This is a genomic window from Mesobacillus foraminis (assembly GCF_004340465.1).
In the GTDB taxonomy this organism is placed as follows: Bacteria; Bacillota; Bacilli; order Bacillales; family Cytobacillaceae; genus Mesobacillus_B; species Mesobacillus_B foraminis.
Map to the genome: position 1 here is coordinate 26,715 of NZ_SLVV01000009.1, position 21,271 is coordinate 47,985.

Here is a 21,271-nt window from a genome sequence, read left to right on the forward strand (position 1 = left end):
TGCGTCCCATGCTAATAGAAGGGTTTTTGATAAAGCTGAAACATTCTTTCCTGGTATTTCGTACAGATAGATACAGCGGGAAAGGTGGGATTGAAGTGTCTGACTCCGGTAAAATAAAAGTAAGCCCCGTAAAAATGTTCATTTTACTTATCCTGTTAATCGCGGTGCAGCCAATCCTGGGTGGCTGCCTTAAGGATAGCTCTGTTCAGCTTCATTCAGGCACCTCTCATGATGTTCCCAATGAAAAAGAAAGCACAGAAACATCTTCAGCGGAACGAAAGATCTTCCCTGTAAATCCTGAAAAGGGAGAATTCAACCGGGCAGCAGGATGGGTTACCAATGATACAATCCTGTATATAACAGAAGCAGCTGATGGCTCCCGGCTTTTCACGCACCAGTTGAGTACTGGTGCCGACAAGCTGATTTTTAAGAGTGAATTTCCTGTTGTTAAAGCTGAAGTGAATTCTTTAAGGAAGCAAATTCTAATTCATTCAGCACGGTCCACCCACGAAGCAGAAATCACCATCATTGATTATGATGGCAAAATTCTGGCTGACCAAAGAATAGACTCCTATGAACTTTCTTTTGAATGGAATAAAGAAGGAGATGGGGAAGTGCTGGTTACAGCTTTCAATGAAGACTGGAGCTACAAAACGTATCTCCTTAAAATCAATGAAGACAGTCTTTCTAAGTTGGATTTGCCACAGCCATTTGCAGTTTGGAAATCAAGCGACGAAATACTATTTCTTAACTGGGATCAAGACAGCCCTGACCTTCAAGCCCCTTTAATTGAACAAAATCTATCCAATCAAAAGCAGAGTGAGCTCCTTTCGTCAGTCCACCATATTGACTCCTCCAAAAAAGTGATAATGGCAGTCAGTGCAAATCAGGAAAATACGGAATTTGCTGTTTACCGTTTTATGACAAAGGATTTAGAAACCATTTCAAGCCTAAAGGTATTTCAGCTTACGACCTACTCCGGCTGGCTGACACCCTATTATGATATAATGGATAGCCAGGGATCTTTTATCTATTTTCGTCCTGTAACCGGTGGTGAAGCTGATTTATATGGCGAAGAATTTACCCTTTCCCGGTTCTCTTTTAAGGAGGGCAAAGAAGTTGACCTGGTTACCGGACTGGCCAATGAGCCATTATCCTGTTCCGTTCAAGGTGAACTGTGTCTTTATGGTCATCAATTTGAAGAGGTCATTGATTTGAGGGAGAAGAAGATTCACAGTCTGGTCAAAAGCCAGGAGCAATTGAAAGGAGAAAAATAATGGCAATTGCAGATATTACCGTTATTCCAATTGGCACGGAGTCACCAAGTGTCAGTACTTATGTAGCCGAAATACAAAAAATCCTTGCCACGTTTGAGAAGCAAGGGAGGATACGCTTCCAGCTTACCCCCATGAATACGATTATTGAAGGGGAGCTGCCGGTTTTATTTGAAGTAATTCAGGCCATGCATGAGGCCCCATTTTCCCAGGGGATCCTTCGTGTAGCAACGAACATCAGGATTGATGACAGAAGAGATGTAACACGGAAGATGGAAGATAAAGTTGCAAAAGTGAAGAGCCTTCTTGAATAGTACATAAAAAAGACCGCTTTCTTTAAGCGGTCTTTTTTTAGGTGTTAGTGTGCTACCGGGTAGCCGTGGTGAATGACGGTCATAACCGTAAACCAGCCAAAGACGAGAAAGGATCCCCCGCCAAATATGATTCCGAGTACGTTCTTGTTTTTTAAGGCAGAAAAAGTTCCGTATGCTGCAAGAAGTGTAACTAACGCAAGAATGATGACTAGTCCCATGAAAAAGCCCCCTTTTACAGATGTTGTGAAAACATCAAAGATTTGTAAGTCAACGGACAGGCTTGATGCCTATATGTAGATACATTCGATATTATTTTATAGGTTTTTGATTCATTTGTCGAGGTCTAAAAACCTTGCTTCACAGTTATAGGCCCTGGCGATTCCTTTTACCAATGAATCAAATTGTTTTTCTGCATATAGGACATTCACACCGTGTAAAACAGTTTCAAAAACTAAATGCTCTTCGATTTGCTCCTTTGCCATTTTGACCTGAAGTTCGTCATCCCCTTCCAGATAAAAAGCAAACAATAAATCCTTGAATAAATACACGTTTGAGCCATCACTAAAACCACAATCAAAGAAGCACTCGCCAGGTTTGCCATTAGCATGTTTGATGAAGGTATGCATATTTTCATAAAGCTCTGCATCAATCAGCACATCACAGGCATTGATCGCCGCCTGAAGGTCCCGATAGATATATATTGTGCCGAAACGTTCAATGACATTACAGTCCGAGTTCATTAATTCTTCAAACTCTGGAATTTCGCTAATGAGCGCAGCTGCCTCGACGCCAATCATAACTTCCATACGATGTATTCTTCCTTCCTGAAAAACTTAAGCCTTACCTATTAATAGTGTAGAATAGAGGTAGTTATTAAATCAATTCATATGGAGGTAAAAAGCATGGAATGGTATCAGCTGCCGTTGGGGCCTTTGCAGACCAACTGCTATATCCTGTCCAACAGGAATAACAGCTGCCTGATTATTGATCCCGGGGAGGAGGCAGAGAAGGTCTTTCGTTATTTAAACCAAAAAAAGCTAAAACCAGCAGCCATTTTGCTGACACATGCACATTTTGATCATATTGGAGCAGTGGAACCAATCAGGGCGAAATATTCCGTACCGGTGTATCTTCATACCCAGGAGAAAAAGTGGCTTACCGATCCAGTATTGAATGGATCACGGCTATTTGGCATGGGGGAAGTAAAAGCAGAGCCGGCTGATTATTTATTATCAGGGAACCAGGATTTATCCATTGGGGAATTTACTTTTACAGTTTTAGAAACACCTGGACATTCACCGGGCAGCATCTCCTTCTATTTTCAAGAAGCAGGGCTGGTTGCATCCGGTGACGCCCTATTCCAAGGAAGCATTGGCAGGACTGATCTTCCAGGGGGCAGCCATGAAACACTTTTGAAAAGCATCCATAAGAAACTGCTTGTCATGCCTGAAGAGACCTTGGTACTGTCTGGGCATGGCCCCGTCACCACCATAAGACAAGAGATGGATTCTAATCCATTCTTAAACGGGTTCTAGCTTTGTATCCCATTTCCCAAGGATTTCTAAAACAGTGAGGTCCCAACATGCATGCTATTCTAAGGAAAAAAATTGAAAACAGTGACAGGAACATGATTACATATGCGGATTATATCCAAACAGCCCTGTATCATACCGAGCAAGGATATTATATGAACGAACTAGTTAAGATTGGAACCAAGGGTGATTTTATCACTTCCAGCAATGTATCAGATATATTTGGGGAAATCATCGGTAAATGGTATTCTAGGATCTATCGCAAACTTGATTTACCTCCATCTGTATGTGAAATGGGCGCAGGCAATGGCCGGTTTGCCAAGGCGTTTATTAAGGGCTGGCATCGATGCTCAGACATGCCATTAACCTATTCAATCATAGAAACAAGTCCCTTTCACAGGAAGCTCCAGGCTGAGGCTCTTGATCACTTGAGCAATGTCACCCAGTATAATGATATTGATGATCTGCCGCAATTTGAGGGACTGTTCTTTTCCAACGAACTATTTGATGCACTTCCTGTTCATGTTATTGAAAAGAAAGAAGACAAGCTTTTTGAGGTTATGATAACAATAGAGGGCGAGCGTTTAGCTGAAAGGCTGGCACCGCTGGAAAATCAGGAAATACTGAGATTCATTCGCGTGCAGGGAATACATCTATTAGATGGGCAGCGCATGGAAATCCCGTTGGAAATGGAGAGGGTAATAAAGAAAATAGGAAGTGCTTTATACAGGGGAATTGCCGTTACCGCAGACTACGGATATTCCTATGAGGATTGGAAGCATCCCGCAAGAAGGAATGGGAGTCTCAGAGGGTATTACCAGCATCAGATGATCGAGGATATTTTAAAGCATCCGGGCAGGATGGATATAACCAGCCACGTTCATTTTGATGCTTTGATCCAGCAGGGAGAATCATTGGGTTTAAGGCTTCTTTCCATTCTTAGGCAGAACGAATTTTTAATGAAGGCCGGTATATTGGAAGAGCTTGAAGAAAATTATGATCTGGATCCTTTTTCGGATACGAGCAGACGGAATCGGGCAATCAGAAGCCTCATCCTACCAGGGGGGATCAGCAGTGCCTTCCATGTTATTGTTCAAGGCAAAGGAACAGGGAGTGGGACAAGAGGAACGGATATTTGGGGATAACGTAAAAAAAGCGATTGCAGTAATCGCTTTTTTTTACGTTAATATTAGTGTCCGCCTGCACCCGGCGTCATCATGAACGTTGTCCAGTAAGTAAATCCTGCAAAGAAAATCGTTAAGTATGCGCCGAAGATATAAAGATACATCCGCTCGGACAACTTCAAGTAGCTCAACAGCAAGAAGAACCCAGTCTGACCAAAGAAAATCAAGGACGTCGTTGGCATATGCCCTAAATAGAACATAACTGCAAAAATTCCCGTCCAGAATGCTAAAACTCTGTACATCCGATCCAAAAGCCACCCCTCCTTTTACGATACAAGTCCAACACATACCAATTATAAAGTAAAGAGGAGGGGAATGTAAATAACGATTGATCATTGTACAATTAGGGCATGGTAGGAGCAGGAATCACAGCCTGCGATAATATTCTCCTTTTCAACAAGTTCTATATCCCCGAACACCGATTCAAACATTCCCTTTAAAAATTCAACATGCATCCCGCAGACTGTTTCAGGATGTTCGGCTGCCACTTCTTTAAATGGACAATTGAAAATTTGAAAGAAAATCTTAGTCTCATCATCATTTGTTTCAAATTCAGGATAAAAACCTGCGAGGGTTGAAGCGCTTTTAATAATATTCAATTTTTGCTGAAAAGTAATGGATGCTGAAGCCAGATGGTGGGAGGCTTTTTCCTGCTCAATTAATTCAGAGCCAAGGCTTTTGCCTGTATGGTATAAGGCCATTCTTCCTTCTTCTCCCAGGGACATCATCGTTGTCAGCGTAATTTTAGATAGAAGCTGGTAGTCCCGATATGGGAAATGGAGCTGGATAACATCCTCCGATAGGCGGTAAAGTCTGCTCGGCCGACCACCTTTTCCAGTTTTCTTCGTTTCCGACAAAAGCATGTTTACATCTTCCAGCTTGGATAAGTGAAGCCTTGCAACATTTGGATGTATTTCGAATTGGTCTGCAATTTCCTGAACGGTTACATCTTTATGCTGTTTCGTAATGTACTGATAAATATAATAACGGGTTGGATCTGATAGAACGCTAGTGATTTTCAATGTCTGTTCCATTTAAGTTCACCTCGGGAAACTTGAAATTTACTTCTTATAGATACAGAATAAAGCCTTTAGTATAAGGTTTACACTGTTAACACTATATGTTTAGAAAATGTTCACAACTAAATGGCGAATTCTTGAACGAAGGTAACCATACTCAAATGGTTTGTCATAATTTATACACAAATAATCGTTAAGGCCGGGAGGTAAGCGCCCTAAAAACGAAGAATACTATAGTGAAAGAATTTAAAGGAGGCGTTCAATATTGATAAATCAATACAGGATTTAGCAGACAGTATTTTGGCTGATGCCCTTAAAAAAGGTGCTTCAGATATCCACATTATCCCCCGGGGAAAAGACTCGGCAATCAAATTTCGCCTGGGAAACAAATTGATGCAAAGGCTGATCCTGGGAAATTCAGACAGTGAGAGACTAGTGTCACACTTTAAATTTACTGCTTCAATGGATATTGGCGATAAGCGGAGGCCGCAGAGCGGGGCATATGCCTACCGATTTAAAGACAGCCTTGTAGGTTTGAGGATATCCACGCTTCCTGCCAACAAAAGCGAAAGTATGGTGATCAGGATTCTTCCGCAGCAAAATTTAAGTCCCCATTATCAGCTAAGCTTGTTCCCGTCAACCTCGAGAAAACTTGTTTCTCTTATGAAACATGCCCACGGTCTAATCATCCTTACAGGTCCAACAGGAAGCGGCAAGACCACAACTCTTTATTCCCTTCTATCAGAAGCATCCCAGGTAATCAACCGCAATGTTATTACACTCGAAGATCCGATTGAGAAACTGAATGACACTGTGCTGCAGATTCAAGTGAATGAGAAAGCAGGTGTTTCGTATTCCGCCGGTTTAAAAGCCATCCTCAGGCATGACCCTGATATTATTATGGTGGGAGAAATTCGTGATAAAGAAACAGCCGAGATTGCTGTGCGGGCCGCTTTGACAGGGCACCTTGTGCTGTCGACCATGCATACCCGCGATGCCAAAGGTGCAATCTATCGGCTTCTTGAATTTGGAGTCAATTGGCTGGAAATTCAACAGACACTGATTGCGGTGACAGCCCAAAGGTTAGTGGAACTCACATGTCCTTTTTGCAGTGAGGGCTGTTCTCCATTTTGCTATACAGCCGGCAGGGGGAAAAGAGGGGGTATCTTTGAGATTCTGTCAGGAAGGGCATTGTCTGCTGTTTTGGCGGAATCGAGAGGGGAAGCTGCTGATTATCATTATCCAACATTAAAAGATGCCATATTAAAAGGGGTTTCTCTTGGATTTATTAAGGAAGAAGAGATTAAAAGGTGGATAGTGAATGAACAGAGTCAATAATTGGACAGTTCGGGAACAGGCGACCTTCCTTAAAAGAGCAGGTGAGCTGCTATTGAGAGGTTACCCGCTTGCTGAAGCAATCGAATCTGTTTCCTTTTACCTTAGGCCAAGGCAAAAGAGGGAAATGAACGAAAGCCTGTCGGACTTACGGGAGGGCTACCCCTTTTATCAAGTTTTGACAGAATTAAATTTCAATAAAAATCTCATCAGTTATGTCTATTTTGCCGAGCAGCATGGAGGGCTGGGAAATGCCATTATTGAGGCGAGCGGCATGGTCCTTAAACGCGATAATGATTTCAACAGGCTGAAAAAACTTGTTACCTACCCTCTGATCCTTGCTTTCATGACCTTTATCCTCTTTTACTTTGTTGACCACGTACTCCTCCCGAAATTCTCATCGCTCTATCAGGATATGGACGTGGATCCTGGCGTATTCGTCACCATTATTACATCCTTTGGTAATGCTATTCCCCTTCTAATGTCGTTTGGAGTCATACTGTTTTCGGCGGCAGCGGCTTATTATTATCTGGTCTTTAGAAAGTACTCTGCTTTGGAGCAAAGGAACAGGCTTGTACGGATACCAGTAATCGGAAAATTGCTTAAGCTACTGTATTCCCACTTTTTCTCCGTCCAGCTTAGCTATCTGTTTTCCGGGGGACTGTCTGTCATCGATGCACTTAATGTTTTTGAGAATAATACCCATGAACCTTTTTCCGTCGAGCTTGGTAAAGAAATCAAGCTCAGCCTTTCCACAGGATTGGATTTTGACCGGGCCATTGCATCCTTTTCCTTCTTTGAGGGGGAGCTATACCGAATTATTAAGCCCGGCCAGGAGAACGGAAAGCTTGATCAGGAGTTGTTTTATTACAGCCGAAATTGTCTCTCGCAGCTTGAGGAGAAAACAGACCGGGCCATGCGCATTGTACAGCCGGTTCTTTATACCATAATTGGGCTGCTTATCATCTCGCTGTATTTAGCCATACTGCTTCCAATGTTTCAGCTATTGCAGGGAATATAACCATATTAAAAGGAATGATTTTATGAAAAATGAAAAAGGCTTTACTCTTATAGAAATGATGATTGTCCTGCTGATCATTTCCGTTTTGCTAATTATTACAGTACCTAACATAACGAAGCACAATTCCAACATTAATAAGAAAGGATGTGAAGCCTTCCTTCATATGGTGGAAGGACAGGTCCAAGCTTATCAAATCGACAAGAACAAGCTGCCTGCCAGTGCGGCTGATCTTGTTAAGGAAGATTATTTAAAACAGACAACCTGTCCAGATGGCGAGGAAATCGTCATCAGCTCTACAGGAGCTGTGAGTACGCTTCCAGAATCCAGTGAATGAAGAACAATGGTGGTTTTACCTTAATAGAAACCCTCATCGTATTTTCGGTTTTTCTCGTTATGACCTTCAGCAGTTTCCTCCTGTTAAAGCCTGCCCACCATTCGCTTGTGAAAAATTTGTTCTTTTCCCAATTTAAGTCCGATCTGTTCTTTGCTCAGCAGCATTCGATTGCCGCCCAGGAAGACGTGACTGTACACATTTTGCCGGAGAAGCATTGTTACTATATTCGGTCACGGTATAATGGACCAATATTATTAGAACGCCATTATTCGGAGGAAGTCCAAATATGGGAAGGGACCTTAAAACTGTATTTTCAATATGGACAGGACGGCAATATCAAAAACTTTGGTTCATTTCATATAAAGATAGACAGTCATGTTTATCGGATGACCATTCTTATTGGGAAAGGACGTTTCTATGTGGTTGAACAATAAAGGTTTTTTTATGTCTGAACTGCTCCTGTCATTATCCGCCTGGCTGATGGCGACTGGTATCTTGCTGCCGATAGCCATCACTCTTCTGGGACATTCGATGCAAATCAGGCAAGAGGCAGATGCCCTGCATCTATTATATGATCGATTGCAGGAAATGAAGCTCACCCCTGAACCCCTGGAAGATTCAAGTATCGAAAGAAACGGGAGGGTTTTTCGCGTCAAAGTGGGTGCCGCGGATCAGGAATCCCGAGTAAAGGTGTGTGTCGAGTTCGATGGTTTTAACAAAACTTCAAGCTTCAAATGTGCATATTCTGAATGAAAGAGGGTTTACGATCGCTGAAATGCTGGTTGTCCTTACAGCCTTTTGCATGCTGATGGCGTTTTTGCCTTTAGGAGTCAAAATGGTGCTGCAGCACAATTATTTGGACAGCAGGGTGCAAAGGCTTGAATGGGAAGTTTTTAATACCCAGTTAAAAAGGGAAACCCGGATTTCAACGGGCATGACCGTCGATAAAGACAAACTGCTCCTCTATAAAAATGGAGAAAGTGTCCTCTTTGAAAAATATGGTTCAGCAATCAGGAGGAGGGTTAATTACACAGGCCATGAAATTATACTGCAGAATGTTGCCTCTTTGGCTTTTTCGCCCCGGACGAATGGATACTGCATAACTGTAAAGGATATGAATGGAAAGGAGTATACTGCCACGGTTAGATCTTTCAGTGTCCAGGGGGGAGAGGATGAAAAATGAGCGAGGATTCACCTACCCTGTTTCACTTTGTATGCTGGTCTTCTTTAGTCTCCTCCTGTTAATAACTGTTGAACAAAACATGGCGGAAAAGCGTTTTTATAAGGACACAGAGGTAATACTTGTTCAGGAATACTATCTGCTATCTGCTGTTAAAAGGGCTGAAGGACTTTTAAAGGAAAATAACCTCTCTCAAACAGGAACCTTTCTGTATACCAAGGGTACAGTCGCCTACCAGACAAGAGTTCTTCCTGAAGGATTGGCAGAGATTACATTTACGGTGAAGCTTTTCACAAAGGAGCAGTGGGTCGGGGTTGGCCATTTTGATACGGTGCAGAAGAAACTGGTCAAATGGATGGAAAAGAGTTAGGTTATATTCGAGTTTGAAATCACACAATTCAGGACATACTTGCTAATGAATGAAAGCGGGTGTGTGAAAGATGAAAACAAACGATTATGTAAAATACCTTACCCAGACGGTTGTGAAATATGCCGATCAGCCAAAAGAGGAACGACTGAAAAATAAGCAGGAGAGAAAAGCGGAGAAATCATCATTCCTGTTTCGGTGGTTTGGAATTTTGCCCTTTGTACTCATGTCCATGATTAATCGAAAAAGATAAGGAACCCGGCCTGTTACCATCAGCCGGGTATTTTTTTATACAGCTTTATCGGTCAAATAAAATAAGCCGCCGTTAATAATCGATATATGAATCTTAGGTTCGAATTGATCCTTCAGTGCTCGTTGTTCTATTTCGTAGCTTTCGTTCTTTTCATCACCCTCATAAAAATGCTTCAATAAATCCAGGTCTTTTTTCCACCTTATTCTCGCGTCATTTGCCCAGCTGTGGTCTTCTTCTGCGATCAATGTTCTTAAAAGACTTTCAATTCTCGCCATTCCGCTCTTTGGCATAATAAGCGGCGATAGTGTAAAGGCATAATCCGGGATTTTAGGAGTTAACTCTATCTTGAGCAGCAAATCGTGAAAGTCAGTTACCATTCTTCCGTTAATCAATTGAAGACCTATTGATTTGTATACATCTCGTTTTCGGTCACATTGATAAGAAATCTTCATATTTACACATAGCCAGGGGAGTAATGGGATCTGGGATCCCATTGCTCCTTCTTTATTTTCATAAAGGCGGATATAGCCGGCCAGCCTTTTGGTGGATTCAAAGATTTGATGTAGCCTTGGTGAACCGAAGTGGATGTTTTCCCCTTTGATATTTTCGGGAACATTACTTTGATCGGTAATTAAGGTAAGTTTCATTGGATTGGGTATTCCACCTGTTTTTTCGAGATAATGCCAATAGAAAGGCCTGTTCATTAGCTCTTTATCCAGTTCTTCGGTCAATTGGACTGTCATATAACCATCGGCTAGCTCAACAAATTCACAGCCGTTCGAATCAAAGTAATTATGAAGAAATTTATAAATTTCCTGTTGCTGCATGGTGATTCCCTTCTTTCATTTGCTCTGCAAATTGGATCATTGAAGTGAAATTTTCCATTTTTATTTTCATTTCTCCTTCAGAAGCTGAGTGTCCAAAAATATCAATCAGATGGTCTTCAATGCTCCCAAATTCAAGCCTGGTCAGGATATCATCGAGGTCTCCAATTACTTTTTCAAAAAGATTAATTTTTTCATACAATAATTTCAATATATGTTCCTCGACCGTGTTTTTAATCGCGAAGTTATAGATCATGACATCTTTTTCCTGGCCGAGGCGGTGGATTCTCCCAATCCTCTGTTCCAGCCTCATGGGATTCCAGGGAAGATCGAAATTAATGATATGGCTGCAGAACTGGAGGTTGATTCCTTCACCGCCTGCTTCCGTGGCGATCAAAACCTGGACTTTCTTTTGGAAGAGCTCTCTCATCCAGTCTTTTTTTCCTCGTTTAAAGCCTCCGCGGAATGGTACGGAAGTAATGCCGTGCTGCTGTAAAAACCATTGAAGGTATAGCTGGGTTGCGCGGTACTCTGTGAAAATGATGACTTTATCACCTATTTTTTTGATTAGTTCAAGTGCCTTTTCCGCTTTAGAGTTGCGGGGAACAGCTTCAATCCTTTTGATCAACGAGGCAATTGTCGCTTCGTATGCTGGCGAAGGGTTTTCCTGGCGCTGAAGCATGTTTTTTAGAGTATAGTAAACGGCCTCCCTGCTGCTGCATGCTTCCCGCTGCAGCGTCATTGTTGAAAACTGGCTTTGAGTGATTCCTTGTTCTTCTTTTAGCGTAAGGATGCTGTCATATAGGTCCTGTTCTTCCTTTGTAAAATGAATCGGAATGGTTTCAACATGGCGTTTTTTCCATTCAATGCCTGTATCTGACCGCCTGTTCCGAATCATGACCTTATTGATGAGTTCCTTTAGATGTTCATTATCTTGAATGGAACGGGAATCCTTTTTATATTTTTCAAAAAAGCTCGATTCACTGCCCAGGTGCCCCGGTTTTAGCAGAGAGACTAAATTGAAAATTTCTTCGAGACGATTTTGAATGGGGGTAGCTGTCAGAAGCAGGCAGAATTTCTTTTTTAAGCTTTGGACAAATTCGTAGTTTTTGGTTTTATTATTTTTCAGTTTATGGGCCTCATCAATTATGACAATATCGTAATTCTGTTTAAAAATGATATCCCTGTGTGGATTCCGCTTAGCCGTATCGATCGATGAGACCACTACATCGTACTGCTCCCACATATAGCTTTTCTTTTGGGCGACAGCCGGAATAAAAAACTTTGTGTTAAGTTCCATTTCCCACTGCAGTACTAGAGAAGCTGGCACGAGGATCAAAGCTTTTTTTACAAGGCCACGAATCATATATTCTTTTAAAATCAAACCCGCTTCAATGGTCTTGCCAAGTCCAACCTCATCTGCAAGGATCGCTTTTCCGTGCATATTTTCCACTACCTGTTTAGCTACTTCTAATTGGTGGGGAAGAGGGGTTAGCTGGGGAATATGAACAGGGGCCCGCAGGCCTTCAAATTCCGGAACTAGTGTATGCTTTTCCACTTCTACAGCGAGCTTATACAGGTCCCAGCTGCCCCATGGCCCGTCATTTGTTAGTCTATTCAGCAATTCCTCCTGCCAGGAGGAATTAAATATGATTTCAACTGTCAACTTGCCCACTCCTTTGGAGGTAAAAATATATTGCCGGAACGAACCGTATAATGGTAGGATGGAAGTAGATTTAATGTTTTGAAATTTAACATAACGGCATTTACACATGCTGGTGCTTTTATGGTATAGCATAACCATTCTGAAAAAAATTATAATAGCGGATGACGGCAAGGGGAGAGACTACGTATGTAGCGCCGAAGGAGCAAGCAAATCCTGTGAATCTCTCAGGCAAAAGAACTCTTGTTTGACGCAGCTCTGGAGAGTGTTCCCTAACACGGAACCACCAAAGGGGAAAGCCTCATGGTCGAGGTAAACTTTCAGGTGCAAGGACAGAGACCTTCTCATTTTAAAGAGGGGGTTCTCTGTCCTTTTTGTTATACCCGTATACTTAAGTCGATATAGTTGATCTATTGAAGGGGGTTAAATGATGGGAGAATTAAAGCGGACACCGCTGTTTGAAGTGTACAAAGAATATGGGGGGAAGACGATTGATTTTGGTGGATGGGAGCTGCCTGTCCAATTTTCAAGCATCAAGGAAGAGCATCAGGCGGTCCGTACCAAAGCAGGGCTGTTCGATGTTTCCCATATGGGGGAAATCGAGGTTAAGGGAACGGGCAGTCTGGACTATCTGCAAAGAATGATGACAAACGATGTTTCCAAATTAAAAACCGGGAGTGCCCAGTATACAGCCATGTGTTATGAAAATGGCGGAACGGTCGACGATCTCCTTATTTATAAGCTTGAAGCAGAACACTATCTGCTTGTAGTAAATGCGTCCAACATAGAAAAGGACTTTGCATGGCTGGATGAACATCTCGAAGGCGATGTTGAGATAAAGAATGTATCCGAGGAATATGCGCTGTTAGCCCTTCAGGGACCTTTGGCTGAAGATGTTCTGAAAAAGCTTGCAGCAGGTATCGAACTAGCAGGCATGCGGCCTTTTTCCTTCAATAAAGAAGCTGTTATCAGTAGCAAGAGAGTACTGGTTTCAAGAACGGGCTATACAGGAGAGGACGGATTTGAGATTTATTGCACCCCCGGGGACGCAGTAAGCCTCTGGAAGGCAATCCTGGAGGCCGGCAGGGAGGCTGGAGTCCTTCCATGCGGCCTGGGAGCGAGGGACACACTTCGTTTTGAAGCTAATCTTGCGCTGTACGGGCAGGAGCTGTCTCCTGATATTTCCCCGCTGGAAGCCGGGATCGGTTTTGCTGTCAAATTGAGCAAAGAACAGGACTTTATAGGCAAAAATGCTCTATTGAAGCAAAAAGAATCATCTGTTCCCAGAAAGCTTGTGGGGGTCGAAATGATTGACAGGGGTATCCCCCGCCATGGCTATCCAGTATACAAGGATGGAAGCAGGATCGGTGAGGTCACTACTGGTACCCAGTCGCCTACATTAAAAAGAAATATAGGCCTTGCTTTGCTTGAAGCCAGCCATGCGGAAGCAGGAACGGAAGTTGAAGTCGAGATTCGCGGAAAGAGATTAAAAGCAGCTGTAACGAAAACACCTTTTTATCAAAGAAAAAAGAAGCAATAGGAGAGGGGAACAACTATGAAGCATCGTTATCTGCCACTGACGGAAAAAGATAAAAAAGCCATGCTTGAAGCCGTGGGGGTCAGCACTGTTGATGAGCTATTCAGCGACATACCAGAAAGCGTGCGCTTTAATCGTGAATATAATATTAAGGCAGCTAAATCAGAGCCAATGCTTATGAAGGAATTGGCAAGGATGGCCGGCAAGAATGCCGACACCAAAACCTATTCTTCTTTCCTTGGGGCTGGGGTTTATGATCACTACACGCCTGTTATTGCTGACCATGTAATATCGCGTTCCGAGTTTTACACCGCCTATACACCGTATCAGCCCGAAATTTCCCAGGGGGAGCTGCAGGCAATCTTTGAATTTCAGACGATGATTTGTGAATTAACCGGAATGGAAGTAGCCAATTCTTCCATGTATGACGGGGGTACTGCCTTAGGTGAAGCGGCCATGCTCAGTGCAGGACAGACAAAAAAGAAAAAGATTCTTATCTCTGCAGCGGTTCACCCGGAGGCAAGGGAAGTGGTGAAGACTTACGCGAAGGGCCAGTATATTGAGGTGGTCGAGGTTCCTCATAAAGACGGAATCACGGATACAGAAAAGCTTCAAAGCTTGGCAGATGAAGATGTTGCCGCTGTGATTGTGCAATATCCTAATTTTTTTGGCCGAATCGAACCTATGAAGGAGATTGAAACAGTTGTCCATTCCCAAAAAGCGCTTTTTGTTGTATCAAGCAATCCCCTTGCTTTAGGAGCTTTGACACCCCCCGGGAAATTCGGGGCTGACATTGTTGTTGGGGATGCACAGCCATTCGGGATTCCTGCAGCCTTTGGAGGACCACATTGCGGATATTTTGCCGTCACTTCCAAACTCATGAGAAAGATACCAGGAAGGTTGGTAGGACAGACGAAGGATGATCAGGGCCGCCGCGGATTTGTTCTGACCCTTCAGGCACGTGAACAGCATATACGCCGTGACAAGGCGACTTCAAATATTTGTTCGAATCAGGCTTTGAATGCTCTGGCTGCATCGGTAGCAATGACTGCCTTGGGAAAAAAGGGTGTAAGGGAAATGGCCATTGCAAATATTCAAAAAGCTGGATACGCGAAAAAAATATTTAAGGAAGCAGGCTTTAATATTGTATTTGAGGGGCCATGCTTTAACGAATTTGTTGTCAAAATGGACGCTCCTGTCAAGTCGATTAACCAGGAATTGCTCAGTAAAGGATATATTGGGGGATATGACCTGGGACGTGACTACCCTGAGCTGGATCGGCATATGCTCGTAGCGGTAACAGAATTGAGAACAAAAGAAGAAATCGATATGTTTGTAAAAGAATTGAGGGATTGCCATGCATAAGGAAAATCAGCAGCTAATTTTCGAAATGAGCAGCCCAGGACGTATTGGATACAGCCTGTCAGAATTGGATGTCCCGGAGAAAAAGCTTGAGGATCTAATACCAGAGGGCTACATACGGGAAGAGGAACCCGAACTTCCTGAAGTGTCAGAACTTGATATTATGCGCCATTATACTGCTTTGTCAAAAAGAAACCATGGTGTGGACTCGGGGTTTTATCCACTCGGTTCCTGTACAATGAAATATAATCCAAAAATCAACGAGAATGTAGCACGCTACAACGGTTTTGCACATATCCATCCACTGCAGGATGAAAGCTCAGTCCAGGGAGCATTAGAGTTGATGCATGATCTACAGGAACATCTGGTCGAAATCACAGGAATGGACGAAGTCACCCTTCAGCCTGCCGCAGGTGCCCATGGTGAGTGGACTGGTTTAATGATGATCCGGGCATTCCATGAATCTAAAGGCGATGTAAAAAGGACCAAGGTAATTGTCCCGGATTCTGCTCACGGCACAAATCCTGCCTCAGCCACAGTGGCCGGGTTTGAAACAGTGACAGTGAAATCAAACGAAAATGGACTTGTAGACATTGAGGATTTGAAAAAAGTTGTTGGTCCGGATACTGCAGCATTGATGCTGACAAATCCTAATACACTTGGCCTCTTTGAAGAAAATATTATCGAAATGGCAGAAATCGTCCACGGAGCCGGAGGGAAATTGTACTATGATGGTGCCAATTTGAACGCTGTCCTTTCAAAAGCGCGACCTGGTGACATGGGCTTTGATGTTGTTCATTTGAATCTCCATAAAACTTTTACAGGCCCTCATGGAGGGGGCGGGCCGGGTTCTGGTCCTGTCGGAGTTAAAGCAGACCTGGCATCATTCCTCCCGAAACCGGTGCTTACGAAACAAAATGATGCCTATGTATTTGATTATGACCGCCCTCAGTCCATTGGAAGAGTCAAACCTTACTATGGCAACTTTGGAATTAATGTACGGGCTTATACGTATATAAGGAGCATGGGTCCAGATGGCTTAAAGGCAGTGACCGAGAATGCCGTATTAAATGCAAACTACATGATGAGAAGGCTTGCAGAGTATTATGACCTGCCATATGACAGGCATTGTAAACATGAATTTGTTTTAAGCGGAAGACGCCAGAAGAAACTCGGAGTAAGGACTCTTGACATAGCTAAAAGGCTGCTTGATTTCGGTTACCATCCGCCAACCATCTACTTCCCGCTGAATGTCGAGGAGTGCATCATGATTGAGCCTACTGAGACGGAATCGAAGGAGACCCTCGATGCCTTTATCGATGCAATGATTCAGATTGCACGGGAAACTGAGGAGAATCCCGAGGTTGTCCAGGAAGCCCCTCATACTACAGTGATTGGAAGGCTCGATGAAACGACGGCCGCAAGGAAGCCGATACTGCGTTATTATAAAGCATAACAGAAAAGACTCCGCTTTTATGAACGGAGTCTTTTCTTATGAGGAAATCGGGATTTCAAAATAATATTTTAATAAATAGACTATTTATTAAAATACGTTACTTTACTTTGACTTTCCCGGACCACTTTTTAAAACCACCCTGCAGGTGGGAAAGATCTTTATATCCTTTGCGGTGCAGCATTTGCGCCGCCCGGCCGCTTCGTGCACCACTCTGGCAATAGAGGTATACAGGCTTGTCAGGGCGAATTTCCTTCATTCGCATCCGCAGCTGGGAAACTGGAATGTTCCTTGCTCCGAGGATATGTCCTCCCGCGAATTCATTCGGTTCCCTTACGTCAATCAATTGTGCTTTTCGATAGCCTGCTCTGAATTCATCTTCAGTCAATGTTTTGACAATCCGCTTCTGATAAAAATACATAAATGCAGAGTAAGCGATGATAACTGCAAGCAAAATGAGAATAAAATATAGTGTATCCAATGTTTCTACTCCTTTCAAGCTAACTGCGCCACCTTATATTATATAAGTGATTGCCTGCAAGGGCAAAGGGAATTAGTAGAAAAGGAAACTTTTCGGAATATTCAGCCTGAACTGCCTTCTTTGTTTTTAGGATTAAATTTTGATAGACTATTAAAGGTCTGAAAGGAATCGTATTTTTAGTCATATTTTATTTTAGAAACGACATAAAAGAGGTTGAAAGAATGGAAAAAGAAGTATGGAGATATATCGATTCTGGGTATGGGTCGCCATCGTTTAATATGGCTCTTGATGAAGCTTTGCTGGATTGGCACAGTGCAGGAAAAATTCCTCCTGTTATCCGATTTTATGGCTGGAATCCCGCAACACTGTCAGTAGGGTATTTTCAAAAAGTCGAAAAAGAAATAAATATGGAGGCAGTAAAAATCCACGGGCTTGGCTTTGTCCGCAGACCGACTGGCGGCAGGGGAGTCCTCCATGAGCATGAGCTTACATACAGTGTCATTGTTTCAGAGGAGCATCCGGAAATGCCTAAAACGGTTACGGAAGCATACCGTGTCATATCAGAAGGCATCTTAAAGGGATTTCATAATCTGGGTTTGGAAGCTTATTTTGCAGTACCCAAAACAGCGGAGGAGAGAAATGCTTTAAAGAACCCAAGGTCTGCTGTATGCTTTGATGCCCCTAGCTGGTATGAGCTTGTCGTGGAGGGTCGAAAAGTGGCAGGCAGTGCACAGACACGTCAAAAAGGCGTCATCCTCCAGCACGGTGCCATTCTCCTGGATCTGGATGAAGACAAGCTGTTCAGTCTGTTCAATTATCCTAGTGAACGGGTAAAGGAGCGGATGCAGAAGGCTTTTAAATCAAAGGCCGTTGCTATCAACGATATCAGCAGCAGGAAAATCGAAATGGATGAAGCCAAGATTGCTTTCAGGGAAGGGTTTGCAGAAGGGCTAAATATAGAACTTGAACCCTATACCTTGACTAAGGATGAAATGGATTATGTGATCGATCTGGCAAAATCCAAATATGAAAGTGATGAATGGAATTTCAAAAGATAAGCGGCCTGTACGCTTTTTCTTTTTGCTGGTATAAATAATTTCTCCCTAAAAAAGCAAGGGGCGAAATTTGTTAAAATTTATCGTTTTATGGTGAATATCCGTTTTTCTCTCTTTTATTCTCATATTTTTAATCTATTTGAGGTTTGACAAATTCATAAATAGTTGACCTAGAATCAATATATAGTGTTGTCGAAAATTTAAAATACACTATATATTGATTTTGGGTGTTTCGATGTGATAACGTAAGGGTAATTCGAAAGTACATCCAGAGGAAACAGTGAAATCTAAGAAGCTTGTAAACTGGACGGTATTTCTGAATTTTACTAGAAGGAGATGTGATTATGTCTGTTGAGCTTGGCCAAAAAATGAATATTAATATTGAAAATATTAACAAGGATATTAGCCTTTTTCCTCAGGTTCACCCCATTACGCCTGATATGAAAACAACTCATAAAGGGGTATCCCGGCTTGTTATGCTGGATCGTTATACCTTTAAGGATACAGAAAAAGTAACATTGTCCGAGGGAGACTTTGTAGTTCTGACTATTAAAGAGGATCCCAAGTTTCCGGCAAGAGGCCTGGGGTTTATTTTAGAGCTTGATTGGGAGAGGAAAACTGCTACCGTTCAGGTTGAAGAAGAGTTTCGCGGGGTGCTGGATAATCCAGAGGAAGCTAGGACAGGCATCATTAAAAAATCTCTTGATGTAATAGAAAAGCCGCTGGAAGTATTTTACGAGCAAATCGCAAAGCGCAATGCAACTGGACTGGCTTCGGTTGAAAAGACGGAAGAAAAGCGCCAGGAATGGTTCGAGAAGTTTTATCAGGAACTGTCGAGCCTGAACTTCATTCCTGCAGGCCGTGTTCTATACGGTGCCGGGGCTGACACGGATGTTACATATTTCAACTGTTATGTAATGCCATTTGTTCAGGATTCACGGGAAGGAATATCGGAACACCGCAAGCAGGTAATGGAAATCATGAGCCGCGGCGGCGGAGTCGGCACAAACGGATCTACCCTCAGGCCGCGCAATACCCTGGCGAAAGGTGTTAACGGCAAATCCTCTGGCTCGGTTTCCTGGCTGGACGACATCGCCAAGCTGACGCATTTAGTAGAGCAGGGCGGAAGCCGCAGGGGAGCTCAAATGATCATGCTGTCAGACTGGCACCCGGATATTGTTGAATTTATTATTTCCAAAATGCAAAACCCTCGTATCCTGCGCTTCCTGATCGAAAACACGCAGGATGAAACCATAAAAAAACACGCTAAAGAAAAGCTTAAGTTCACCCCGCTGTCACTGCAGGAAGAAGCGATGTACCAGGGAATCGTTAACTATAAAAATATTCCTGGCTACGGCGGCTTCAGTGCTGAAATCATTAAAAATGCTGAAGAAAAGCTGCAGACAGGCGGCAACTTCACTGTACACAACTCAGAATTCCTTACTGGCGCAAACATTTCCGTTACCCTGACAAAGGATTTTATGGAAGCTGTGGAAAATGACAGCGATTATGAACTTCGCTTCCCGGATGTCGAATCTTATGATGCCGAAACAATGAAAATCTACAATGAAGAATGGCATAAAGTCGGCGATGTCCGCGAGTGGGAAAAGCTGGGCTACAAGGTGCGCACCTATAAGACGATCAAGGCAAAAGAACTTTGGAATTTGATTAATATTTGTGCAACCTACTCGGCTGAACCGGGTATTTTCTTCATTGACAATGCTAACGACATGACAAATGCCCAGGCATATGGACAGAAGGTTGTAGCAACGAATCCGTGTGGTGAACAACCACTTGCACCATACAGTGTATGTAACCTGGCAGCAGTGAACCTCGCTGAAATGGCTGACAAGGAAACTAAGACAGTAAACTTTGAAAAGCTGAAACGCACAGTGGAAGTGGGCGTACGCATGCAGGATAATGTAATCGATGCGACTCCATACTTCCTTGAAGACAACAAGAAACAAGCTCTTGGCGAGCGCCGTGTCGGCCTTGGTGTCATGGGGCTTCATGACCTGCTGATCTATTGCGAAACAGAATACGGTTCAGAAGAAGGCAACGAGCTAGTTGATAAAGTTTTTGAAACGATTGCAACAAGTGCCTATCGTGCGTCTATTGAACTGGCCAAAGAAAAAGGCAGCTTCCCGTTCCTTAACGGAGGCACAGAGGAAGAAACGGATCGTTTAAGAGATGCTTTTATCAACACTGGTTTTATGAAAAAGATGCCTGAGGACGTACGCCAGGCAATCCTTGAAAATGGTATTCGCAATTCACATTTGCTTACTGTTGCTCCGACGGGATCGACCGGTACAATGGTTGGAGTCTCTACAGGACTTGAGCCTTACTTCTCCTTCTCTTATTTCAGAAGCGGGCGTCTGGGGAAATTTATTGAAGTGAAAGCAGATATTGTGCAGGAATACCTCGATCAAAATCCTGAAGCAGATCCGGAGAACCTTCCAAGCTGGTTTGTAGCTGCCATGGAGTTGGCTCCTGAAGCACATGCGGATGTCCAATGTGTCATCCAGCGATGGATTGACAGCTCTATCAGTAAAACGGTTAACGCACCGAAGGGCTACAGCGTTGAACAGGTTGAAAAGGTGTATGAGCGTCTGTACAGAGGCGGTGCCAAGGGCGGAACGGTTTATGTGGACGGCTCCCGCGACACCCAGGTACTGACACTAAAAGCGGAAGAAAACAGCTTTGAAGAAGAACAAGCGACCAAAAAGGAAAAAGCTAAGCAGCATGTTGTCCTGGTCGATACTATCCATGAACTGCGTTCAACGAACGTAACCATTGGATCAGAGGTAGGAAACACCTGCCCGGTCTGCCGTAAAGGGGAAGTAAAAGAAATCGGCGGCTGCAACACTTGTACAAACTGTAATGCACAGTTAAAGTGCGGACTATAACAATCACTAAGGAAGGTGTCCCAGATCATGGGGCACCTTTTTTTTCTATGTAAAACAAAGAGCTAAACGATTTATCTGCATCCTTATTGGAATGTGTTCGTTTGATGTGACTGAGGTTCGGGTTATTCCTGGGGAAGATAGCGTAAACCGAAGGTACGAGCCTGTCCCTTAGGATTT

24 protein-coding genes and 1 riboswitch are annotated in these 21,271 nt (G+C 43.1%); of the genes, 17 read left to right on the forward strand and 7 right to left on the reverse strand.

Features of this window, described 5'->3' with window-relative positions; genetic code table 11:
* The first annotated feature begins 95 nt into the window (after window positions 1-95).
* The gene (locus EV146_RS16850; RefSeq protein WP_132008576.1) at window positions 96-1,277 is read left to right on the forward strand and encodes a YqgU-like beta propeller domain-containing protein; all 1,182 of its coding nucleotides are present in this window, start codon (window positions 96-98) and stop codon (window positions 1,275-1,277) included.
* Complete coding sequence (locus EV146_RS16855) at window positions 1,277-1,588, forward strand: MTH1187 family thiamine-binding protein (protein ID WP_132008579.1); 312 nt, start codon at window positions 1,277-1,279, stop codon at window positions 1,586-1,588. The genes EV146_RS16850 and EV146_RS16855 overlap by 1 nt, the downstream gene beginning before the upstream one ends.
* Before the next feature lie 44 nt (window positions 1,589-1,632).
* Here EV146_RS16855 and EV146_RS16860 read toward each other — a convergent pair whose 3' ends face one another.
* Entirely contained in the window at window positions 1,633-1,806 is a 174-nt protein-coding gene (locus EV146_RS16860) for a DUF2759 domain-containing protein (protein ID WP_121611815.1), read from the reverse strand.
* A 111-nt stretch (window positions 1,807-1,917) separates the two neighbouring features.
* A complete protein-coding gene (locus EV146_RS16865; RefSeq protein WP_132008582.1) occupies window positions 1,918-2,394 on the reverse strand; it encodes a hypothetical protein in 477 nt (158 codons plus the stop codon).
* Between the two features lie 96 nt (window positions 2,395-2,490).
* Between EV146_RS16865 and EV146_RS16870 the strand changes: the two genes are divergently transcribed.
* Both EV146_RS16870 and EV146_RS16875 read left to right on the forward strand, forming a co-directional pair.
* Entirely contained in the window at window positions 2,491-3,123 is a 633-nt protein-coding gene (locus EV146_RS16870) for an MBL fold metallo-hydrolase (protein WP_132008585.1), read from the forward strand.
* Between the two features lie 47 nt (window positions 3,124-3,170).
* On the forward strand, window positions 3,171-4,265 hold the full coding sequence (locus EV146_RS16875) for a class I SAM-dependent methyltransferase (protein WP_132008588.1): 1,095 nt from the start codon (window positions 3,171-3,173) through the stop codon (window positions 4,263-4,265).
* Window positions 4,266-4,309: 44 nt separating this feature from the next.
* Here EV146_RS16875 and EV146_RS16880 read toward each other — a convergent pair whose 3' ends face one another.
* Together EV146_RS16880 and EV146_RS16885 are read right to left on the reverse strand one after the other, a co-directional pair.
* Window positions 4,310-4,555: a DUF2626 domain-containing protein gene (locus EV146_RS16880; RefSeq protein ID WP_121611823.1), complete on the reverse strand. Its 246-nt coding sequence runs from the start codon at window positions 4,553-4,555 to the stop codon at window positions 4,310-4,312.
* An 81-nt stretch (window positions 4,556-4,636) separates the two neighbouring features.
* Complete coding sequence (locus tag EV146_RS16885) at window positions 4,637-5,338, reverse strand: helix-turn-helix transcriptional regulator (RefSeq protein WP_132008591.1); 702 nt, start codon at window positions 5,336-5,338, stop codon at window positions 4,637-4,639.
* Window positions 5,339-5,587: 249 nt separating this feature from the next.
* Here EV146_RS16885 and comGA point away from each other — a divergent pair, with 249 nt between their 5' ends.
* From comGA to EV146_RS16925, 8 genes are all read left to right on the forward strand, one after another.
* Entirely contained in the window at window positions 5,588-6,661 is a 1,074-nt protein-coding gene (comGA, locus tag EV146_RS16890; protein ID WP_132008594.1) for a competence type IV pilus ATPase ComGA, read from the forward strand.
* The gene (gene comGB / locus EV146_RS16895) at window positions 6,645-7,679 is read left to right on the forward strand and encodes a competence type IV pilus assembly protein ComGB (protein ID WP_132008597.1); all 1,035 of its coding nucleotides are present in this window, start codon (window positions 6,645-6,647) and stop codon (window positions 7,677-7,679) included. Before comGA ends, comGB begins: the two co-directional genes overlap by 17 nt.
* A gap of 22 nt (window positions 7,680-7,701) precedes the next feature.
* On the forward strand, window positions 7,702-8,013 hold the full coding sequence (comGC, locus tag EV146_RS16900; protein WP_132008600.1) for a competence type IV pilus major pilin ComGC: 312 nt from the start codon (window positions 7,702-7,704) through the stop codon (window positions 8,011-8,013).
* Window positions 8,010-8,447: a competence type IV pilus minor pilin ComGD gene (gene comGD, locus EV146_RS16905; protein ID WP_132008603.1), complete on the forward strand. Its 438-nt coding sequence runs from the start codon at window positions 8,010-8,012 to the stop codon at window positions 8,445-8,447. The genes comGC and comGD overlap by 4 nt, the downstream gene beginning before the upstream one ends.
* Before the next feature lie 10 nt (window positions 8,448-8,457).
* On the forward strand, window positions 8,458-8,766 hold the full coding sequence (locus EV146_RS16910) for a hypothetical protein (protein ID WP_132008606.1): 309 nt from the start codon (window positions 8,458-8,460) through the stop codon (window positions 8,764-8,766).
* Window positions 8,720-9,196 carry a competence type IV pilus minor pilin ComGF gene (gene comGF / locus EV146_RS16915; RefSeq protein ID WP_132009184.1) on the forward strand — a complete coding sequence of 159 codons (477 nt, stop codon included), beginning with the start codon at window positions 8,720-8,722 and terminating at the stop codon, window positions 9,194-9,196. Before EV146_RS16910 ends, comGF begins: the two co-directional genes overlap by 47 nt.
* Window positions 9,186-9,563 carry a competence type IV pilus minor pilin ComGG gene (gene comGG, locus EV146_RS16920; protein ID WP_158287126.1) on the forward strand — a complete coding sequence of 126 codons (378 nt, stop codon included), beginning with the start codon at window positions 9,186-9,188 and terminating at the stop codon, window positions 9,561-9,563. The genes comGF and comGG overlap by 11 nt, the downstream gene beginning before the upstream one ends.
* A gap of 70 nt (window positions 9,564-9,633) precedes the next feature.
* Window positions 9,634-9,813, forward strand: a complete 180-nt coding sequence (locus EV146_RS16925; RefSeq protein ID WP_121611843.1) for a YqzE family protein — start codon at window positions 9,634-9,636, stop codon at window positions 9,811-9,813.
* Between the two features lie 35 nt (window positions 9,814-9,848).
* On the opposite strand, the gene EV146_RS16930 is transcribed toward EV146_RS16925, so the two are convergent.
* Window positions 9,849-10,640 (reverse strand): YqhG family protein, encoded by a 792-nt coding sequence (locus EV146_RS16930; RefSeq protein ID WP_132008612.1) that lies wholly within the window; start codon window positions 10,638-10,640, stop codon window positions 9,849-9,851.
* Window positions 10,618-12,303, reverse strand: coding sequence for a DEAD/DEAH box helicase (locus tag EV146_RS16935; RefSeq protein ID WP_132008615.1), 1,686 nt, complete (start codon window positions 12,301-12,303; stop codon window positions 10,618-10,620). The genes EV146_RS16930 and EV146_RS16935 overlap by 23 nt, the downstream gene beginning before the upstream one ends.
* 161 nt (window positions 12,304-12,464) lie before the next feature.
* A riboswitch (glycine riboswitch) is annotated at window positions 12,465-12,553 on the forward strand.
* A gap of 177 nt (window positions 12,554-12,730) precedes the next feature.
* On the opposite strand from EV146_RS16935, the gene gcvT reads away from it, so the two are divergent.
* From gcvT to gcvPB, 3 genes are read left to right on the forward strand one after another with little or no spacing between them, the layout of a single operon-like run.
* Window positions 12,731-13,840 (forward strand): glycine cleavage system aminomethyltransferase GcvT, encoded by a 1,110-nt coding sequence (gene gcvT / locus EV146_RS16940; protein WP_132009187.1) that lies wholly within the window; start codon window positions 12,731-12,733, stop codon window positions 13,838-13,840.
* A 15-nt stretch (window positions 13,841-13,855) separates the two neighbouring features.
* On the forward strand, window positions 13,856-15,202 hold the full coding sequence (gene gcvPA / locus EV146_RS16945; protein ID WP_132008618.1) for an aminomethyl-transferring glycine dehydrogenase subunit GcvPA: 1,347 nt from the start codon (window positions 13,856-13,858) through the stop codon (window positions 15,200-15,202).
* Window positions 15,195-16,655 (forward strand): aminomethyl-transferring glycine dehydrogenase subunit GcvPB, encoded by a 1,461-nt coding sequence (gcvPB, locus tag EV146_RS16950; RefSeq protein ID WP_132008621.1) that lies wholly within the window; start codon window positions 15,195-15,197, stop codon window positions 16,653-16,655. Before gcvPA ends, gcvPB begins: the two co-directional genes overlap by 8 nt.
* A gap of 97 nt (window positions 16,656-16,752) precedes the next feature.
* On the opposite strand, the gene EV146_RS16955 is transcribed toward gcvPB, so the two are convergent.
* Window positions 16,753-17,073 (reverse strand): rhodanese-like domain-containing protein, encoded by a 321-nt coding sequence (locus tag EV146_RS16955; protein WP_373566080.1) that lies wholly within the window; start codon window positions 17,071-17,073, stop codon window positions 16,753-16,755.
* Window positions 17,074-17,354: 281 nt separating this feature from the next.
* On the opposite strand from EV146_RS16955, the gene EV146_RS16960 reads away from it, so the two are divergent.
* Together EV146_RS16960 and EV146_RS16965 are read left to right on the forward strand one after the other, a co-directional pair.
* A complete protein-coding gene (locus EV146_RS16960) occupies window positions 17,355-18,191 on the forward strand; it encodes a lipoate--protein ligase family protein (protein WP_132008627.1) in 837 nt (278 codons plus the stop codon).
* Between the two features lie 341 nt (window positions 18,192-18,532).
* On the forward strand, window positions 18,533-21,094 hold the full coding sequence (locus tag EV146_RS16965; RefSeq protein WP_132008631.1) for a vitamin B12-dependent ribonucleotide reductase: 2,562 nt from the start codon (window positions 18,533-18,535) through the stop codon (window positions 21,092-21,094).
* The last annotated feature ends 177 nt before the right edge of the window (window positions 21,095-21,271 follow it).